This window comes from Achromobacter seleniivolatilans, assembly GCF_030864005.1.
GTDB classification, from domain to species: domain Bacteria; phylum Pseudomonadota; class Gammaproteobacteria; order Burkholderiales; family Burkholderiaceae_B; genus Achromobacter; species Achromobacter seleniivolatilans.
The window spans coordinates 5,391,219-5,409,881 of the sequence record NZ_CP132976.1 but is presented as its reverse complement, the minus strand read 5'-3'; the positions used below and the strand labels follow the sequence as shown (position 1 = coordinate 5,409,881).

General features: G+C 59.9%; 12 protein-coding genes and 1 pseudogene. 8 read left to right on the top strand and 5 right to left on the bottom strand.

Annotated features, from left to right (window positions below; translation table 11 throughout):
* Positions 1 to 39: 39 nt before the first annotated feature.
* The 5 genes from RAS12_RS24505 to RAS12_RS24485 all read left to right on the top strand — a co-directional run bounded on the left by RAS12_RS24505 (position 40) and on the right by RAS12_RS24485 (position 7,679).
* Positions 40 to 810: an enoyl-CoA hydratase/isomerase family protein gene (locus RAS12_RS24505; RefSeq protein ID WP_306942254.1), complete on the top strand. Its 771-nt coding sequence runs from the start codon at positions 40 to 42 to the stop codon at positions 808 to 810.
* Positions 811 to 914: 104 nt separating this feature from the next.
* Positions 915 to 2,123, top strand: a complete 1,209-nt coding sequence (locus RAS12_RS24500; protein ID WP_306942252.1) for an ABC transporter substrate-binding protein — start codon at positions 915 to 917, stop codon at positions 2,121 to 2,123.
* 165 nt (positions 2,124 to 2,288) lie between these two features.
* Positions 2,289 to 4,379: a PhoX family protein gene (locus RAS12_RS24495; protein ID WP_306942250.1), complete on the top strand. Its 2,091-nt coding sequence runs from the start codon at positions 2,289 to 2,291 to the stop codon at positions 4,377 to 4,379.
* A 155-nt stretch (positions 4,380 to 4,534) separates the two neighbouring features.
* Positions 4,535 to 5,035, top strand: a complete 501-nt coding sequence (locus RAS12_RS24490; protein ID WP_306942247.1) for an ankyrin repeat domain-containing protein — start codon at positions 4,535 to 4,537, stop codon at positions 5,033 to 5,035.
* Between the two features lie 193 nt (positions 5,036 to 5,228).
* Positions 5,229 to 7,679: a TonB-dependent receptor gene (locus RAS12_RS24485; protein WP_306942245.1), complete on the top strand. Its 2,451-nt coding sequence runs from the start codon at positions 5,229 to 5,231 to the stop codon at positions 7,677 to 7,679.
* 127 nt (positions 7,680 to 7,806) lie between these two features.
* On the opposite strand, the gene RAS12_RS24480 is transcribed toward RAS12_RS24485, so the two are convergent.
* Positions 7,807 to 10,554 carry an autotransporter family protein gene (locus RAS12_RS24480; protein WP_306942244.1) on the bottom strand — a complete coding sequence of 916 codons (2,748 nt, stop codon included), beginning with the start codon at positions 10,552 to 10,554 and terminating at the stop codon, positions 7,807 to 7,809.
* An 810-nt stretch (positions 10,555 to 11,364) separates the two neighbouring features.
* Here RAS12_RS24480 and RAS12_RS24475 point away from each other — a divergent pair.
* Both RAS12_RS24475 and RAS12_RS24470 read left to right on the top strand, forming a co-directional pair.
* Complete coding sequence (locus tag RAS12_RS24475; RefSeq protein ID WP_306951601.1) at positions 11,365 to 12,423, top strand: RNA methyltransferase; 1,059 nt, start codon at positions 11,365 to 11,367, stop codon at positions 12,421 to 12,423.
* Positions 12,424 to 12,967: 544 nt separating this feature from the next.
* Positions 12,968 to 13,993, top strand: a complete 1,026-nt coding sequence (locus RAS12_RS24470) for a tyrosine-type recombinase/integrase (protein ID WP_306942242.1) — start codon at positions 12,968 to 12,970, stop codon at positions 13,991 to 13,993.
* Positions 13,994 to 14,148: 155 nt separating this feature from the next.
* Here RAS12_RS24470 and RAS12_RS24465 read toward each other — a convergent pair.
* Positions 14,149 to 14,469, bottom strand: a pseudogene (locus RAS12_RS24465) (IS30 family transposase); the annotation flags it as partial.
* A gap of 109 nt (positions 14,470 to 14,578) precedes the next feature.
* Here RAS12_RS24465 and RAS12_RS24460 point away from each other — a divergent pair.
* On the top strand, positions 14,579 to 14,788 hold the full coding sequence (locus tag RAS12_RS24460) for a MerR family DNA-binding protein (protein ID WP_306942240.1): 210 nt from the start codon (positions 14,579 to 14,581) through the stop codon (positions 14,786 to 14,788).
* 115 nt (positions 14,789 to 14,903) lie between these two features.
* Here the strand turns inward: RAS12_RS24460 and RAS12_RS24455 are convergent, their stop codons facing one another.
* The 3 genes from RAS12_RS24455 to RAS12_RS24445 all read right to left on the bottom strand — a co-directional run bounded on the left by RAS12_RS24455 (position 14,904) and on the right by RAS12_RS24445 (position 18,594).
* On the bottom strand, positions 14,904 to 16,046 hold the full coding sequence (locus RAS12_RS24455; RefSeq protein WP_306942238.1) for a glycosyltransferase family 4 protein: 1,143 nt from the start codon (positions 16,044 to 16,046) through the stop codon (positions 14,904 to 14,906).
* Between the two features lie 84 nt (positions 16,047 to 16,130).
* Positions 16,131 to 17,576 (bottom strand): ArnT family glycosyltransferase, encoded by a 1,446-nt coding sequence (locus tag RAS12_RS24450; RefSeq protein WP_306942236.1) that lies wholly within the window; start codon positions 17,574 to 17,576, stop codon positions 16,131 to 16,133.
* Positions 17,560 to 18,594, bottom strand: coding sequence for a glycosyltransferase family 2 protein (locus RAS12_RS24445; protein WP_306942235.1), 1,035 nt, complete (start codon positions 18,592 to 18,594; stop codon positions 17,560 to 17,562). Before RAS12_RS24445 ends, RAS12_RS24450 begins: the two co-directional genes overlap by 17 nt.
* Positions 18,595 to 18,663 lie beyond the last annotated feature (69 nt).

Genomic DNA, 18,663 nt, shown 5'->3' with positions numbered 1-18,663 from the left:
CGGCCGCTTCGGCCAGGGCTCCGCAAGAAAAGGACAACGATGAGCATGGTTTCAATCGAACGCCACGGCACAGTTGCCGTGGTGCGTTATGACCGGGGCGGCAAGGCCAATGCCTTGAACCTGGCGGCAATGGATGCATTGATCGACGCGGCCAGTCAGTTGGCGGAAGACGACCAGATACGGGCCGTGGTGCTGACCGGCACGCCCGCCATATTCAGCGCGGGCATTGATCTGAAAGACCCGGCGCTGTGGGCGCACGATGACCCGCTGGCAACGCAACGCGCGCTGGCTCGCGGTGAAGCGCTGTGCCGCGCCTGGAGCGAATTACCCCAAGTCACCATTGCCGCTATTGAAGGCGCGGCCGTGGGCGGCGGCGCCGTGCTGGCGCTGGCCTGCGATTGGCGCGCCTTGGGCGCAAATGCCTTCTTGCGCCTGCCCGAAGTCCGGCTGGGTCTGCCGCTGGCATGGGGCGGCCTGCCGCGCCTGGCCAGCCTTGCCGGCCCCGCGCGCGCAAAACGGGCGCTCTTCACCGATTTCAAATTGGATGCAGACACCGCAGAACAATGGGGCGTCGCAGATATCGTTGCGCCCGAAGGTGCCGTGGTGCAGGCCGCGCTGGCGCTAGCCCGCGAAGCCGCCGCCTGCCCTGCCTTGGCAACGAGGCTGACCAAGCGCGCCATCGATGCGCAATTTGACGCCAGCCGCCACGCGCACGCGCAGACCGATCAGTTTCTGTTGTGCCACCTGCTGTCCCCCCCCACCGCCAGCCAGACGCCTGCCACTGCGCGGGCGCACCCCATCAATCCGTAGTTGCCGTCGCAGTCGCCGTAGCCCCAATCGGGCGCCGTTATGCGCGGCTGCCCTTGCCGTTCAGATCCGCCTTAGAGCGGGCACAACATCTTGGAGGAATGACAATGAACCACCTGCTAACCGCCCTGCTTGTCGCTGGGGCTTTCACCTTGCCGGCCGCGCACGCGCAGTCCGACAAACCCATACGCATTGGCGTGCTGACAGACCTGTCCGGCATGAATGCTGACTTGTCGGGCCAGGGATCGGTAGAAGCCGCCCGCATGGCCGTGGAAGATTTCGGGCCCACGGTGTTGGGCCGCAAGATCGAAGTCATTACCAGCGACCACCAGAACAAGGCAGACATCGGCTCCGCCACCGCGCGCCGCTGGATCGATCAGGACAACGTAAAAGCGATTGTGGACGTGCCCACCTCGTCCGTCGCGCTGGCGGTGCAAGAGATCACGCGCACGGCCAACATCGCTTTTCTGGCTTCGACTGCGGGCACCTCGGACCTGACCGGCAAAGCCTGCTCGGCATCCACCGCGCAATGGACCTACGACACCTACGCGCTGGCCAATGGCACGGGCCGCGCGCTGACCGAGTCCGGCATCAAAAAGTGGTATTTCCTGACGGCCGACTACGCATTCGGCCACGCCCTGCAAGCCGACACGGAAAATGCCGTGAAACAAGCGGGCGGACAGGTCTTGGGCGCCGTCAAACACCCGCGCGCATCGAACGATTTTTCGTCGTTCCTGTTGCAGGCGCAAGCGTCCAAGGCGGAGATCGTTGCACTGGCCAACTCGTCCGGCGACACCACCATGGCGATCAAACAGGCCAATGAATTCGGGCTGATTAAAGGCGGGCAGAAACTGGCCGGCCTGCTCATGTTCATCACCGATGTGGACGGCGTGGGACTGGATCAGGCGCAAGGCCTGATTCTCACCACCGGCTTTTATTGGGACATGGACGACCGCACACGCGACTGGACCAAGCGTTACGCCGAACGGATGAAGGGCCGCGTTCCCACCATGGCGCAAGCGGGCGTGTACTCATCCGTGCTGACCTTCCTGAAGGGCGTGCAGGAAAGCGGCAAGCTGGAAGGCGACGCGGTGATGAAGCAGATTCGCGGCATGAAGATCGACGACATGTTTGCGCGCAACGCCTATCTGCGCGAAGACGGACGCCTGATCCACGACATGTATCTGGTCGAAGTGAAAAAGCCGTCTGAATCCAAGGCGCGCTGGGACTACTACAAGATCCTGCGCACGATTCCTGGCGACAACGCATTCCGGCCGCTTGCCGCAGGCGGATGCCCGCTGGTAGCCGCGAAGTAAAAAGCCGCGGCAACCCTCATCCCTAAAGCTGACGCCGCGCTCACGGCGTCAGCTTTATCATTTCTGCCACGCCCGGAAATCTTTCAGTCTGTTGTCATTAACCTTTCATTTCGAACTTCTAGCATTGCTCGTCCCATCAGGCATAGCCCAACGCCAGGAGTTCAAATGAGCAAGAGCATCACGGACAAAGCCGTCCGCAATCCCAGCCAGAACAGCCCGTTTAGCGAAATTCTCGAAAAGAACATGTCGCGCCGCATGGTCATGCGCGGCGGCCTGGCCGCGGCATTCGCGACGATGTCCACCTTGGGTCTGGCCGGCTGTAATAGCAGCGATGATGACGACGACGTCATCGATGGCGGCACGCAGCCGCCCGCCCCCACCGAACCCCCGGTTGTGCAACCGCCTGCGCCGGTCAAGCTGGGATTCAATTCGCTGCCCAATTCGATGACCGACGGCTGTGTCGTTCCTGATGGCTATGTCGCCCATGTGTTCGCGCCGTGGGGCACGCCGCTCAACGACAACGCGCAAGCCTGGAATCAAAACGGCAACAACACGTCCAGCGACCTGCTCAACTCCATGGGCATGCATCATGACGGCATGCACTTCTTCCCGATCGAAGGCAGCTCCACCGAAGGATTGCTGGCGATCAACCACGAGTACATCGACCAACGAACGCTGCATCCGTCTGGCGCGACGACCGTGGCTGGCAAGCGCCCCGTCGAAGAAGTTCGCAAGGAAATCAACGCCCACGGCGTCGCCATCGTGCACGTGCGCCGCGAAAACGGCCGTTGGAACATCGTTCACAACTCGCGCTTCAACCGCCGCTTCACGTCGGCGACTGCCATGAAGCTGGCCGGCCCCGTGGGCGGCACGGACTGGGTCAAGACCCCGTTCTCGCCCAATGGCACGCAAGTGCGCGGCACCAACAATAACTGCGGCAACGGCTACACGCCGTGGGGCACCTACATCACCGCCGAAGAAAACTGGGCGGCCTGCTTTGTGAACACCGGTGTGCAGCCCGCGCATCAACTGCGCGTTGGCATCGGCGCCGCAGCCGGGCGCTACGGCTGGGAAACCGCCGCAAACGATCCGTCGGAAGTATTGGGCGAATTCGCACGCTTCAACATCACGGAAACCGGTGTCGACGCGACACAAGACTGGCGCAATGAAGCCAACGGCTTCGGCTATCTGGTCGAGATCGATCCCTTCGACCCCAGCAGCATTGCCACCAAACGCACGGCGATGGGCCGTTTTGCGCACGAAGGTTGCGCCTACAGCAAGCCCGAAGCCGGCAAACCCCTGGCCTTCTACAGCGGCGACGATTCGCGCTTTGAATATATCTACCGCTTTGTCTCCGAAGCGGTATGGGACCCGAAAGATGCCGAGCGCACCGACCGCCTGGCCGTGGGCGCCAAGTATCTGGACAAGGGCACGTTGTACGTCGCGCGCTTCAACGCCGATGGCTCGGGCGAATGGCTGGCATTGATTGGGTCCACCGTCGGCGCTGGCGGCCGCACCCTGACCGATGAATTCGGCACGCTGGACAACATCCTGATCAACACGCGCGGCGCCGCTGACTTCGTGGGCGCCACGCCGATGGACCGCCCCGAATGGACGGCCACGCACCCGACCAACGGCGACATCTACCTGACGCTGACGAACAACACCAGCCGCAATGCCGGCCGCGGCACCAACCCGCCGAACCCGCGCTTGAATAACGTCAACGGCCACATCATCCGCTGGCACGATGATGCTGGCACGGCCAAGTTCAAGTGGGACATCTTTGTGTTCGGTTCCAACGCAGGCGCCGACGCCGACACCAACCGCTCAGGCCTGACCGCACTGAACCAGCTGGCCAGCCCCGACGGCCTGGGATTCGATGCCCGCGGCATCTTGTGGATCCAGACGGACAACGGCATCGATAGCGGCCGCAACAACGACGTAGCTCGCGCAACCAACGACCAGATGCTGGCCGTGATCCCTGGCGCGATTGCTGACAGCACCGGTACCGGCCCCGTCATCAACGCGTCCAACCAGGCCGACCTGCGCCGCTTCTTCGTTGGCCCCAACGAAGCCGAAATCACGGGATTTGCCGTCACGCCGGACTACACCAGCATCTTCCTGAACATTCAGCACCCGGTGAACTGGCCGGCTTACGGCACGGATGACGCAACCGTCGCCACGACCGGCACCGTGCGCGCACGTTCGTCCACCGTGGTGATTCAGCGCGCCGATGGAGGCCCGATCGGGGTGTAATCAACGACACCGCAGCCTGAACACGAAAGCCACCGCAAGGTGGCTTTTTTTTGTCCGGTAGTGCAATCCCTTGATCCAAGCACGCGAGCCGTCTGGACCGCCAGCGTGTATCGTTAGCGGCCTTATTCAACGCAAGCCCCAAAGCCCCCCACCTGATGACTCCAGACCAACAACTACTTCAAGCCGCCAGCAAGAACGACGCAGCGGCCATCGAGCAGGCTCTTGCTCAGGGCGCGAATGTCAACGCGCGCAATGATTTCGGAGGCACCGCCTTGTTCTGCGCGGCCACGGATGGGGCCGTCGACGCCGCCCGGGTCTTGCTTGCGCACGGCGCTGATCTCGCCAGCCGCGCCGGCCACGGGCTTACCGCTTTGCATCAGGCGGCAGGCTGGGAACGCGAAGGCATGGTGGTGTTGCTGCTGGACGCGGGCGCCGACGCGGACGTCGTCATGGACGACGGCGGGACCCCGCTGATGGCTGCCGCCGCTCGCGGCAATCTGGCGATTACCGAACTGCTGCTTGCCCGCGGCGCCCAGCCCGACCTGCGCGATAACGAGGGTTGGAACGCCTGGGCATGGGCCACGGAAAAAGGCGCCGACGACGTTGCCGACGCGCTGGAAGCCGCTGGCGCCGAGCCCGAGTTTCCTGCGGATTGACAGGAGCGGCGGTACGCGTGAATCGGCTGCTGCGGCGAATGTGCGGCGTATGTGCGGCGTATGTGCGGCGTATGTGCGGCGGCCGAACATGCACAACGTTACATATTGACCGGCGAAAGCTGATCCGTTTTTGGATCTCGGGGGTCAAGACCAATGAGAAACCCATTCCTCATTCTCTCCCGAAAGGTCATCCATGCATGTCGCCCCGGCGTCACGACGCCCCGCCTCTCCCGCTTTGCAGCGCACGCTCTACGCCTCGACGCTGAAAGCCGCCCTGTCGGCCGCTTTCATCGTTATCCCCGTCCTGCTGGCGCCCACCGCCGCCCACGCTCAAGCGCAGACCCGCGGCTATGACATTCCCGGCGGTCCGCTGGGCGACGTGCTGGGCCGCTATGGCCGCGAAGCAGGCATCGTGCTGTCGTTTCGCCCGGAACTCACCGACGGCCGGCAAAGCAATGGCTTGAAGGGCAGCTACACCGCCAGCAGCGGCCTTGCTGCGCTGCTGGCCGGCACCGGCCTGCAAGCGGCGCAGCAAGGCAGCGGCAGCTATGTCCTCAGCCGCCAGCCCGCTTCCAATGACGGCACCGCCACGCTTCCCGCCGTGACAGTGACTGCAACGTCGCACTCCGAGCTGCCCGAAGCCTATGCGGGCGGTCAGGTCGCGCGCGGCGGCAGTCTGGGGGTGTTGGGCACGGTGGACATCATGGACACGCCGTTCAGCACCACCAACTACACGGCACAGATGCTTGAGGATCAACAGGCCCGCACGCTGGCCGACGTGGTCGTCAACGAAGCGTCCGTGCGCGTCATGACCTCCACCGGCAGCTTCAGCGAAGACTTCCAGATTCGCGGCTTTAACGTCACCAGCGGCGATGTGGGACTGAACGGCCTGTACGGCCTGACCTCATCGAACCGTATGCCGGCCGCGTTGATGGAACGCGTCGAAGTGCTGAAGGGTCCCGGCACGCTGATGTACGGCATCAGCCCCAACGGCGCCATCGGCGGCAACATCAACATCGTCACCAAGCGCGCTGGCGATACGCCGCTGACCCGGCTGACCACCACCTACGAAAGCAAGTCTGTCCTGGGCGCGCAGCTGGATATGGGCCGCCGCTTTGGCGAAGACAACCAATGGGGTATCCGTTTTAACGGCGTCTACCGCAATGGCGACACCACGCTAGACAACGGCAAGCAGAAATTTGGACTGGGCGCGCTGGCGCTGGATTACCGTTCGCCCACGCTGCGCTGGTCCCTGGATACCTATTCCCAACGCGAGAACGTGGACAACTTCCGCGCGCAGACCGGATTCAAACCAGGTATATCGTCCATCCCTGCCGCCCCGTCAGGCCACCGCGCCATTTACGATGGCGCAAATCTGATGTCGCGCGACTCGGCCATCGCCTCACGCCTGGAATACGACATTTCAGACCGCCTTATGGTGTACGCCGCGGGCGGCTATCGCTACGGCGCCAGCGAGCAAGACTTTCCTTCGGCACGGACCACTGACGCCGTTGATGCGCTGGGCAACTTCCGCGTGATCAACTCTTGGTATGACGCCTACTCGCGCAACAAGACGGGAGAGATCGGCGCGCGCGCGAACTTCGACACGTTCGGCATCAAGCATCGGGTCAGCCTCTCGGGTTCGATCCTGAAGACGGAAGCGGGCAGCTTCTATCTGTCTGCGCCGTTGAGCCAGAAGATCGACTCCAATATCTACGACCCGGTCCCGCTGATCCCGATGACCGGCGACCGCCAGACGCCGACCAAGAACTCGGAAACCACACTGTCGAGCATCTCCTTGACCGACACGCTGTCGTTTGCCAATGATCGCGTCCTGATCACTGGCGGCCTGCGCAAACAGCAGGTCAAGGCAGAGAACTTCAACGCCGCTGGCGCCGTCACCACGTCGTACAACGAAGGCGCCGTATCTCCGTTGGCCGGCATCGTCGTACGCCCGTGGGAAAACGTCTCGGTATACGGCAACTTCACGTCCGGCCTGACCCGCGGCGGCACCGCGCCCGTAGGCACGGCCAACGTCGGCGAAGTGTTCGCCCCGTACAAGTCCAAGCAGTACGAGGCTGGCGTGAAAGTGGACTGGGGCACCGCCATCACCACCGTCTCGGTCTTCCAGATCGACCGGCCCAATGCTATGACCAATCCCGTCACCAACGTCTATAGCTTCGACGGCGAACAGCGCAACCGCGGCATTGAACTGTCGGCAGTCGGCGAAGTCACGCCGGGCTTGCGCCTGATGGCCAGCGCAACGTTCTATGACGCGAAATTGGAGCGCACCGCCGGCGGCGTGAACCAAGGCAACAACGCCAACGGCGTGCCCAAGCGCACGTTCAACCTGGGCGCCGATTGGGATCTGCCCTGGGTCCGAGGCCTGAGCCTGAACGCACGCGCCATCCACACGGCCGCAACCCCCTACGACGCGGAAAACACGCTGACCCTGCCGTCATGGACGCGTTATGACGTCGGCGCGCGCTACCGCACGGAAATCATGGGCAAGCAGGTCACGTTCCGCGCCAATGTCGAGAACGTGTTCAACAAGAGCTACTGGCTGTCGAGCAGCACGCTCCTGACCGTCGGCACGGTAGCCGCTCCGCGCACGGTGCTGTTGTCGGCGCAGGTTGAGTTCTAAGGGTTGGACTGAAGGTTTGAGATAGCGACAAAAATCGCCTCCCAAAACACCAGGGGCGGATCTTACGATCCGCCCCTTTTCATTTGCCTTGGATTCCAGCTAAACGCTGGCCTCTGCTGGCTTCAGCCTAGAAACGCACGGCCAGCTTGAGCACACCCGACTGCTGCCGGTTGCCGCCGCCGAACTGCGCGTCGTAGGCAATGCCTGCCGTGGTGTTACGCGTGAGGGACATTTCAGCGCCAAGGCCGAGCACTGCCGCGTTACGCGCGATCGGAACGCCAGCCACCGAGAAGGTGCTGCCGCCGTCGAATGCCAGCTCTTGCCTGGGCTGCACATCGCCCATTGCATGGCGCCAGCCCACCGATGCGGTCAGGCGGCCCGGCGTGCGGTCGGAACCGAACTGCCACGAGCCGCGCAGCCCCAGCGTGGTGCTGGTGACATCGTCGGTAGCGCCCGACCCGTGCAGGGCGGCCGTACCACCCGACTCCTTGAAGTCGCGAGTGCGCAACTGGTTCCACGCCAAGCCGGCATACGGTTCGATCGTGTAGGCATCGCCCAGCGGCAGGTTGTAGCCGAGTTCGGTGAACAACTGCGTCGAAGAGGCGTTGTACGACGATTCAAGCCGCTGGTTCAGGCTGCCCGCCGCCACGTCGCGTTTCGAATCGATATCGTGCCAGGTGTACGCCGCGCCAGCCGTAAAGCGCAGATGTCCGGCACCCGCCTGGAAATTACGCCCGCCGAACACGGTCGCCGTGTAGCTGTCGATATTGGTGCGCGACGACGCATCGGCAATGGTGTTGTGGCTGCCGGTGTAGCCCAGCGCGCCGCCCAACCGCCAGCCGCCGCCTACCGCGCCATCGCCGCCAACGAAGAGACCGCCTGCGGACTGGCTCACGCTCGACGCGTTGCCATCCCCCCCGAAGGTGCTCCAATTGCCGAACGCTTGCGCCCAAACCGGAGACGCGCCGCTTTGCGGCAGGGCGTCAGAGGAAGACGAACCCAGCTGAGCCGTCGGCCGTCCGGCAACAACCGGCGCATCAAGATTGCTGCGCAGATGCGCCATCGGCAGCGTGCGCACCGTATCGCCCTGGCTCTGCAACACACTGGCGGTGCTGGCGAACGCTTCGCCTGAGAGCATTCTGAGCGCCGAGCGCGCTTCGTCCGGCGTCATGGAAAGGACCGCAGTCGTCACCTGGTTGGCGCCGGTGCCTTTGCCTGATCCGCTGCCGCTTCCGATCAATGACGATCCATTGCCGGTCACGGACGATCCATTGCCAGTCGTGGACGATCCATTACCCGTCACGGGCGGCTCTTCCTTATCCAACGCGTCACCCACGTTGTTCTGGTTGCTGTTGTCGCCGATGCTGCCAATAGGCACATCGTTGCGCGTCAGCGTCATGAACGCATTTTTTGCGTCGTAGCTGAGCGTGGGAGTCAGGAAAGCATACCCGCTGGATGCGCCCGTAAACGTGCCCTGTATGCCGCCATCAGCCGTCAGGATGTTGTAGGTCGTGCGCGGCGCATAGTTGCCGTCAGGCCCCACATGCGCGACGGTACCGTCCAGATAGGCCACGCCAGTGACGTGGATGCGATCGCTCGCGCTGCTGGCCGGATCGGCATGCACGCGATAGATGGTGTTCGCGCCAAAGGTCAGGTTGCCGTTGACCGTGAGCGTGCCGATGGGCGAACCGTCATTGCCCGGAGAGATCACGGCAGTCGGATAAAGAGTGGTCGTGCCCACCTGGCCGACCCCTGCCAGCACGACTTCACGGCCGATATCGACCGGGCCGTTCAACTTGCCATCGATTTCCAGAGCGCCGTCGGCAATCAGGATGGGGCCAGTCAGCCCGCTGCTATCGGCGGTCAGGATCAATGACCCCGGGCCAGTCTTGACGAAACCTTGCGTGCCTTGCAACGGGTTGTCGATGGTGTCGACGAACTGGCCAGAAGCATAGGTGCCGTCGCCAACGACAAGGGCCGGTGGATTGCCGCCGTTGCCCACCAGGGTGATGGGCGCGCCTTGCAGGCGATACCGGTCCGTGGCGAACTGAATACCCGATACGCGTACCGGACCTGCGCCGCCGTCAACAGTCACCGTGCCCGCAGCGCCCGTGAAAATGGCGTATGCGCTATCGGGCAGAGCGCCCGTGGCATTGGTAGGACTATTCCAGTTTGTGCTGGCGGCGCTCCAGGTGCCATTGCCGCCACCTGCTTGGGTCGCAGACGCCGCGCCGTTGCCGTTCCACAAGTTGGTCGTGCTGGGACCCAGAATAAGGTTGACCTGCTTGTCGCCCGTCAGCGACTGGATGGTTGCCGCGGGCACGGAGTCGCCGGTGACGGTGCCCAACGTGAAGCCGTTGCCGCTCAACGTGCCGCCGTAAGACATGATGCGGTAGTAGCCGGCGTTGACACCCAAGGTGTTCACCGAGACGTTCAGCGTCGTGTTGTTGATGGCGGCGTTGCCGCGCACGGTGATGTTGTCGCCAGTGCCGGGTTGCGTGATGGGCAGCCCCGCATAGCCGGTCTCGAAGTCGAACACGGCATTGTTCATCGACAGATTGCCGTTGACGACCAGGTTGCCGTTGGAGACGCCGGTCGGCGTACCGACGGAATATCCGGGCGCGACGCGCGCATTGCCCGTCACATTGAGATCGCCATTGATCGAGCCAAAACCCGCAACGGTGCCGTTCGATGCCGCATTGACGTTGCCGCCCAATGCAACACCTGCGCCACCTCCGTTGCCGCCGATCACCAACGTGCCGCCGTTGACATCGACACCACCAGGGTAATTGACCGAACCATCGAACACTTGCGTGTTGCCCGACGAAACGGTCAGGTCCGCAGCCATAACGCCGCCGTAATAGGTCGTACTCACTGCAAGCGTCGCCGTCAGCAGCTTCTTAGTGCCATGTATCAAAACGTGGGTCCTTTGCTATTTCGATTAATAGTTGGCTCTTAAAACATTACTGGATTGCAGTAAAAGTATTACTACGTAACGTATAACTCCGTGTAAGCGAAATGAGCCGTTCGAAAAAAAGGACGCAATGTATACCAATTTTTTTGCAATACAAAGAATTTATAGCGGGATACCATCCGTGCTATTTGAATAACGAAATTGGATACCAACCGAACTTTTCAGGCATGGCCAATGGATACCATCCATAAAGAAAAAATGGCACGCCTGGAAACATTCAATATTATTTAAACAAGATGACTTCCGCTCCCACAGCCGACGCGCAAGAGCTTGGCTGGCAAGCGTTTTTCAAGTGTGGCGGCGGGATCTCGGCCTGAACTCATATGGCTGTGCTGCGCCCACAAAGAGGAAGGCTGAAGCAATTATTAGTTAATCCACAGCGCTTAATACAAACCAGCGGCAACCCACCACTATCATTAACTAGAATCAACTGAATCCCCTGATTTTCTTATTATTATTCGCGGGAAACTTTAATCAACCAAATGCGCGGCCTGGATTATCTATTTTCTGCAATATTTCAAATACCAGCACATCAGCCCTGATGGCAGCCACGCACTTTTACACGGCGAAGACAGCTTGGCATTACTGGCCGGCGGCAGCGTTATTAATCTGTGCGAACCGCACTATCAATCTGTAAGAGCGTGCGCGCTTCATCACAAGCCGCCGAGCATGGCGCCGCTGCCACTACCCGGCAGAGTAAAATTCGGCCCCATGCGATTTTCTGACTTCGAACTACGCCTCACAGCCCTTGGCGCCCAGCCCGCTCATCGCGGCCGGATCATGCGCGCCTGGCTGAGCGGGCAGGCGTTCGACGACGGCACGTGGCGGCGGCGTTTCGACAACTTTCTCCCGCTGGCGGTGCGTGACGCGCTACCCGCCCTGGCGATGGAACTGGACAGCCTTGCCCGCATCCACACCGAACATGCTGGCAACGACGGCTCGCGCCTGCTCCTCGCACTGGCCGATAGCCAGATGGTGGAAAGCGTGCTGCTGCCGCGCGACGGACTCTGTGTTTCCACCCAGGTCGGCTGCGCGGTGGGCTGTCTTTTTTGCATGACGGGCAAGAGCGGCCTGATCCGCCAGGTCACCAGCATGGAAATCCTTGCCCAGTTTGTGCTGGCGCGGCGTCAGCGCGCGGTGAAGAAAGTTGTCTTCATGGGCATGGGCGAACCGGCGCACAACCTGGACAACGTGCTCGAAGCCATCGACCTGCTCGGCACTGACGGCAACATCGGCCACAAGAACCTGGTCTTCTCCACCGTCGGCGACCGGCGCGTGTTCGAGGCGTTGCCGCAACAACGCGTGAAGCCCGCACTGGCGCTGTCGCTACATACGACGAAGCCCGACTTGCGCCGGCGCCTGCTGCCACGCGCGCCGCACATCACGCCGGAAGAACTGGTCGAGCTGGGTGAAGCCTATGCCCGCGACACCGGCTACCCGGTGCAGTACCAGTGGACGCTGCTCAAGGGCATCAACGACGGCGACGACGAACTCGACGCGATCCCGCGCCTGCTCAAGGGCAAGTTCGGCGTGCTCAACGTCATTCCCTTCAATAGTCTGGAAGGCGACGACTACCAGCGTCCCGATACCGAACGCATCCGCGAGATTGTCCGCATCCTGCACCGCCGCGGCGTGCTGACCAAGATAAGAAACAGCGCCGGGCAGGACGTGGAAGGCGGCTGCGGCCAGCTGCGCGCTAGGGCCGTGGATGCGGAGCAAGTGGTCCAGCTGCGCCGCCGGCCGCGCGGCGTGAGCCTGGAAGCGGCTTAGGGCGTACCTGGCAGGGGCTCCTTCCCCGCAGCTCGCAGACTGGATTCGCGTGACTGCTGAATGGCGGAAAGACGGGTTGTAGTTTGGCGTGCAATGCTGATGGCTCAGGAACCCCGGCCTTGCCATTGATACGACGATCATCCCGCTGACGCACGAAGCGTCCAGACGCAAAAAAGCCGGCGTCGCTTTCGCTATTCCGGCTCTTGCTGTTGGTGTCGAGAACACCATCAAAAATTCGACCACATCAAGTGGTCGGGGCGAGAGGATTCGAACCTCCGACTCCTGCGTCCCGAACGCAGTGGTCTTCGAGGCCCGAGCAAGATCGCCGAACTTTTGAATCGATACGTCTTTGGTTCCGCCCTGGCCCGATTCCAGGACGAAATCCCGCAAGCGCTCTGAGCGCTTGCGTGCAACGGATCCCGCGGCTATGCGAAAATATCGATTCATGTCAATATGTTATCATCATTTGCCAGATATTTGCGAATGTCGGTCGTTGGTGACCTCCTACCCTAACGCTCTCTGGGCGTAACGGCCGGCCACTGACATGGACCATACTCTCGCACCAGCTCAGAACATCTCCGGGCCCCTGGCCCCCGCCCGCCCGCCGGTCGATGGCGTGAGCGACTCCGGGCATAACATTCATGACGACGCCGGAGCCGACGAAAACCCCACGTATGAAGCCGTGATGGAGGCCTACCAGGCTTCTGGCAAAGACACTGAGCGTTTCAGATACAGCCAGCTCAAGCTGGACTGCTTTTTCAAGGGGCGCACGCTTCGCAGCCTGCGACGGGCAACCGTTCAGCGGTACATCACCCTGAGACAGACCGCCGGCGTGAGCCCGGCCACGATCAACCGCGAATTGGACGATCTTAGCGCCGCGATCAACTGGTACAACTTCCTGCACGAGCTCAACCTCCCCAATGCCCTCGTCGGCATGTCCCTCCCAGTACCAGAGGGCAGGACACGTTGGATTACGCGGGGCGAAGCGCAGCGCATGATCTCGGTCGCACAAGCGATGGCGGTAAGGCCGCATCTTCCATCGTTCATTCAGTTGGCTCTGCACACCGGTTGCCGCCGGAACGAATTGCTCAAGCTCCGACTGCAACGTGTCCGCACCGAGGAGGGTCTCATCACCCTCGAAAGCGAAGATACTAAAACCAAAAAGCACCGCGTCATTCCGTTGAATGCGCCGGCGCTTGAGGCCCTTGACACCATGGCCACTTGGCGTGCGGAGCACTGCCCGACTTCGCCATGGGTGTTTCCCTCTCCAAGGGACCACGCGAAGCCGCTCAGCACCATTCAAAAGGGATTCCGGTCGCTCTGCACCAAAGCCAACATCGACGATTTCAGAATCCACGACCTTCGCCATACGTGCGCGTCTTGGCTGGTCATGGCCGGAGTGCCATTGTTGGTCGTCCGCGACCTTCTCGGGCACTCCTCGATTGAGATGACCGAGCGATACGCGCACCTCGCACCGAACCAAGTCCACGACGCAATGCGTCGCTTGGAAGACGCATGGTTTCAACTGAAGGATGGAAGTACAGTCGGGCGAGGGCTTTCGCGGTCGTGATGTCAAGACTTTCGATCTCAGGGCTACGAACTCGCGAGCCTATCGCTACGACCAGCCGTTTGCACTCCGCGCCAGCAAGGGTACCCACGAGAGGCTCAGTGCCGCGCATCCGCGAAGGCTTGACCGAATCGCACTGACCGCTGTCGGCTGTGCATTCAATCGATCATTGCAACAGATTGGTGAAATCGTTGTGCCGGGGTGTCGTAACCCAGGATCTTCCTCGGACGCTCATTCAAGGCTCTAGCAATTTCATTGAGCTTAGCTTGCGAGTAGTTGCTAAGGTCAATCCCTTTCGGCAAGTATTGTCTGAGCAGTCCGTTGGTGTTCTCATTTGTCCCTCGTAGCCATGGATTTTGCGGATCGCAAAAGTAGACATGTATGTCCGTAGCAAGGGTGAATCGCTTGTGGGCGGCCATCTCTTTTCCACGATCCCAGGTGAGAGACTTGTAGAGTTCGCTATTGAGCTGCCCAGCGTTATGACCGCACCATTGATCATGGCAAATTCGGACCTTCTTCTTACCATCCCGCGCCTCGCCGCGAATCAACTTAGATCGTCGGCATCAGTCGTCCTCCTGGTGGCCCCCTTTGACGCGCCTGCTTTCACCTTGGACGTGTATTTCCACCGCCGCCATTGATGAGATTGCGATGGAGCACCGCAAGGCGGTCGAGCAGAAAATTCGCGACCTTCGTGCCTTGAAATCCGAACTTGACCATCTGATCGATCAGTGCCGTTGCGGCACGGTAGCCGAGTGCCGCATCATCGAATCGCTTTCGCCTGCTACGCTCGCTAGCTAGCCGCCGCGAGTTCACCTTCGTCCTTGCCATACCGATATAGCGCCGGTGGCGACAAGGGGTCTGGATCGTAGATAAGATTGTCCGGCCGTTGCCTATCGGTTCCACCCAATGATGTCTATCGATGCCGAGCGTGAATTCCACACGCTTGTTCCTCAGCCTGCGAAGCCCTCAACCAGCCTAGATACAGACTCTCTAAAGCTTCCGCCATCCTTATCGAGCTGAATTTTCCATGAGGCTCGAACTTCTGCCGTCCAGCGATTCCAAACCGCCTGCGTAGTTCACCATCTTCGATCAGCTTGCCAATTACGGATCGGAGAATCAATCTATCGGAGGGCAATACAACATATCCCGATACGCCATTTTCAATGACCTCCGGTATACAACCCACCGCAGTGCCTACAACAGGTACACCATGTGCGGAGGCTTCAACGAATGTGGAGCCAGCAACACAACTCTCCGGTGCTACCGCATATATGTCAAAAGCACCAAGCAACTTGTCACTGTATACGGGACGATCTACAAAATGAATTCGGGATTTCAACCCGATGTCGAAGGCGCGTCTTGTCAAATTGCACTGCTGAAGCTCGTCCAGCCCAGCCAGCAGCAAATGTACGTCTTGATGGCATTCCATCAACGGACACATTGCTTCCAGCAAAATTCTGAACCCCTGCATATCTCGATCGTCAGCCAAACATCCAACAACGATCGCGCCACTTGGAATGCCGAGCGCATGGCGAACGGCAGACGGCTGTTGATTCGGGCACTGGACATCAAGACCAGTGGGGACGGCCTGCACGTGATGCGCCGAAAACCCGCTCTGTAGAAAGCGCTGCCGTTGGCACTCGCTAACAGTGATGACGTGATCACTCGTCACGCCGAGGGCGTTGAATACTCTCTGCCGCCCTTCTCGGTGTTGCGTCCTTACGATCAGACGCCTTTTCATCAAGCGTGCGATAAGCCCAATGCGAAGATCGTCTGCGACAGAGTGAGTATTGATAACATCGAAGGCTCCACCGCGCATCACCGCCCGGATTTTCATCAGAGCAGACGCAGATGCTATCCAGCCAGTCATCTCGACGTGGTGCGTTGTGAAGCCACTATGTTGGGCTCGTCGGCCCAACTCGGATTTTGCAGGGCAGATGACCTGGAGTAGATGCCCCCGCGCTCGCATAGCGAGCAACTCGTTCAAAATTCGCAGCTCAACCCCGCCAAAGCCGATAGCCGAACTAACGTGAAGGATTCTCAGACGAGACGTCATTTGGAAGGCCGCATGCGGGAAGTCAGATTTCCTGCGCTCGAAAGGGCTAACAGTCGTTGATATGTCTTTGCATTGAGCACTACATTAGCTCCTTACTTTGTAGAGCGTGTAGCGGCGACTTTTATAAATTGAAGTAAGCCTGGATCTAACATTTCCGCTGAGTAAGGATTCTTTCCCCTGCGGGACTGCTACCAAGACGTTCTCGCCCTTCTCCGAAATAAGCTGCTCAAGCCGGTCAATCTCGATGAGTTCTGCCCTCCCCCCTGAATAGAAACGGGCAGAGAAGGGGCGACTATGCAGAAAGTAAAGCGTTTGACCTTCGTCCATCTGCGTTGTGGCCGCGGCTACTAGTTGCTTTTCCGTCTTGAACTTCCTCGGTGCACTCAACGAAGTGATACCGATAATGATCGCCGCGGCCGGCACTAACGCCCCTGCACCAATCAGGGCTCGTGATAAGCGTGAGGCTCTTCCGAAAACGACAAACTCCTTGGAAAAAATCGAGAAAAGCAATGCGAACGCTGGCAAGCTCGGCAGCACATAGGTCCAAAGTATGTTTCCAGAGAACGTGAAAAACACGGGAGCGGCAAGAGTCCACATAGCCAGATAGCTGACAAGCGGCAATCGCCAAACCTGAAGTGCTCTTTCCCGGCGCGATCGCCGGACGATCACCCAGCCCGTAAGCAACACTCCAACCCAGCCCCACGGGAACGATGCCAGTAACCAATCGCCCCAGATGCTGCCGAGCGGCCTTTCATGGGCGGTGCCATACAGATCACCCTTCCAGCCAGCATCTATAAAGCGCAGAACGTGCTCACCCATCAAGAAGTACTGAAGGAATCCAGGGGTCTTTATCTCTGCGAAGACGTACCATGGACCCGCCAAAGCAAGTGTCACCAACGTTCCCTTGAACCAAGGGAGAGCGGTCAGATAGAGCAAACGTTCTCGGCGGATCACAAGCCATGGACCAATGGAGATACCCATAAGAACAAGAGTGAGAGGCCCCTTAGACAACAACCCAATGGCCAAACCCACGAAGAAGCCGTATCGCCAGAACAACGTAGGCCTCGTCGGCGCGACTATGAACGCCAACATTGCATAGGTGACCCCTAGCGCAAAAAAAGAATCCGTCAGAACCGCGCCCGCTGCGGCAAGAGGCAGAAGCATAGAAGAGAGAACCAACGTAGCCCATCGAGCGGAAGCTCGGCCGACGAGGATGTCAGTCGCGTGGTACAGGATTGCTGCCAGACCTGCCATCGTAAAAAATGAAGGGATTCGAACAGCAACTTCCGATTCACCAAAGATCCGTATTCCGAGCGCTTGACTCCAGAACGATAGGGGAGGTTTCCCCCAGAACGGAACGTCTGGTTCAAACCAAGGAGTTATCCAATCGCCTGAACTCGCCATCAAACGTGCAATCTCTGCGTATCTTGGTTCCGAAGTGTCGATTAGAGGCATCACCACCATTGAAAAGAGGCGAGCGAGCGCAATTGCAGCCAGGCCCAAGAAAAACCATTTAGCCTTTAACTGCATTTTCCGTCTTGACCTCAGCGAATTGGAGAGCAGTTACGGTCATCGGATCAAGCACATCGCGCACTATGTAGATTGGCCGCTGCTTCGTCTCCATATACCCTTTTCCGACGTACTCGCCTAACAGGCCGATTGTCAAAAGTTGAATTCCGCTTAGCAGCGTAATCATGGCTACCAGTGACGGGTAGCCTGGCACGTCATGACCGAACACAATAGTCTTGAAAATTATCCAAAGGCCGAACGAGCCGCCCGCCAATGCAACAAAGGCTCCAACACCGGTGGCCCATCTCAAGGGGGCCGTCGAAAAGGAGGTAATACCCTCAAGCGCGAGTCCAAACAATGCGAGATAGTTCCACTTGGTCTTTCCTGCGGCTCGGATCGAGCGGTCATAATCTATAACTTTGGTCGGAAAGCCAATCCAGGCATACATGCCCTTCATGTAGCGGCATCGCTCGGGCAATTGGAGTAGCGCATTCACCGTTCGACGGCTCATTAGCCGAAAATCTCCTGTGTCAGCAGGGATGCGAGACCGACTTAGACGGCTGAGAATGCGATAAAAAGCATACGCGGAGAGCCGCTTTGCTATCCCTTCACCCTCACGCTTTCGTCTGCGCATCGAAACCACATCGAACCCTTCACGCCAAGCCTTGACCATCTCGGGAATCAACTCTGGAGGATCCTGCAGGTCAGCGTCCAACACAATCACCGAAGCACCCCGAGTGTGCGCCAGGCCCGCACTCATGGCCGCTTCCTTACCAAAATTCCGGCTCAGTCGCACTACGCGAACTCCGGGATTTCGACGCATGACCGCCGCAAGTATGGGCACGCTTTCATCCGAACTTCCGTCATCAACGAAAACGATTTCATAGGGAAGGGCGAGCTTCCTCAGAATCACCTCAAGCTTTGCATAGCAGATTGGCAAAACATCTTGTTCGTTCAAGAACGGGATGACAATAGAGAGCTGAATCTCTTGCTCCGCCTCGACGAAAGGCCTAGAAGGATTCGACGGCAACGTAACCATGGGATAAGAACACTGAGTATCGGAGATTGCCAATCTACGCAGGGCGGACCGACAATCATCAAACGTCGG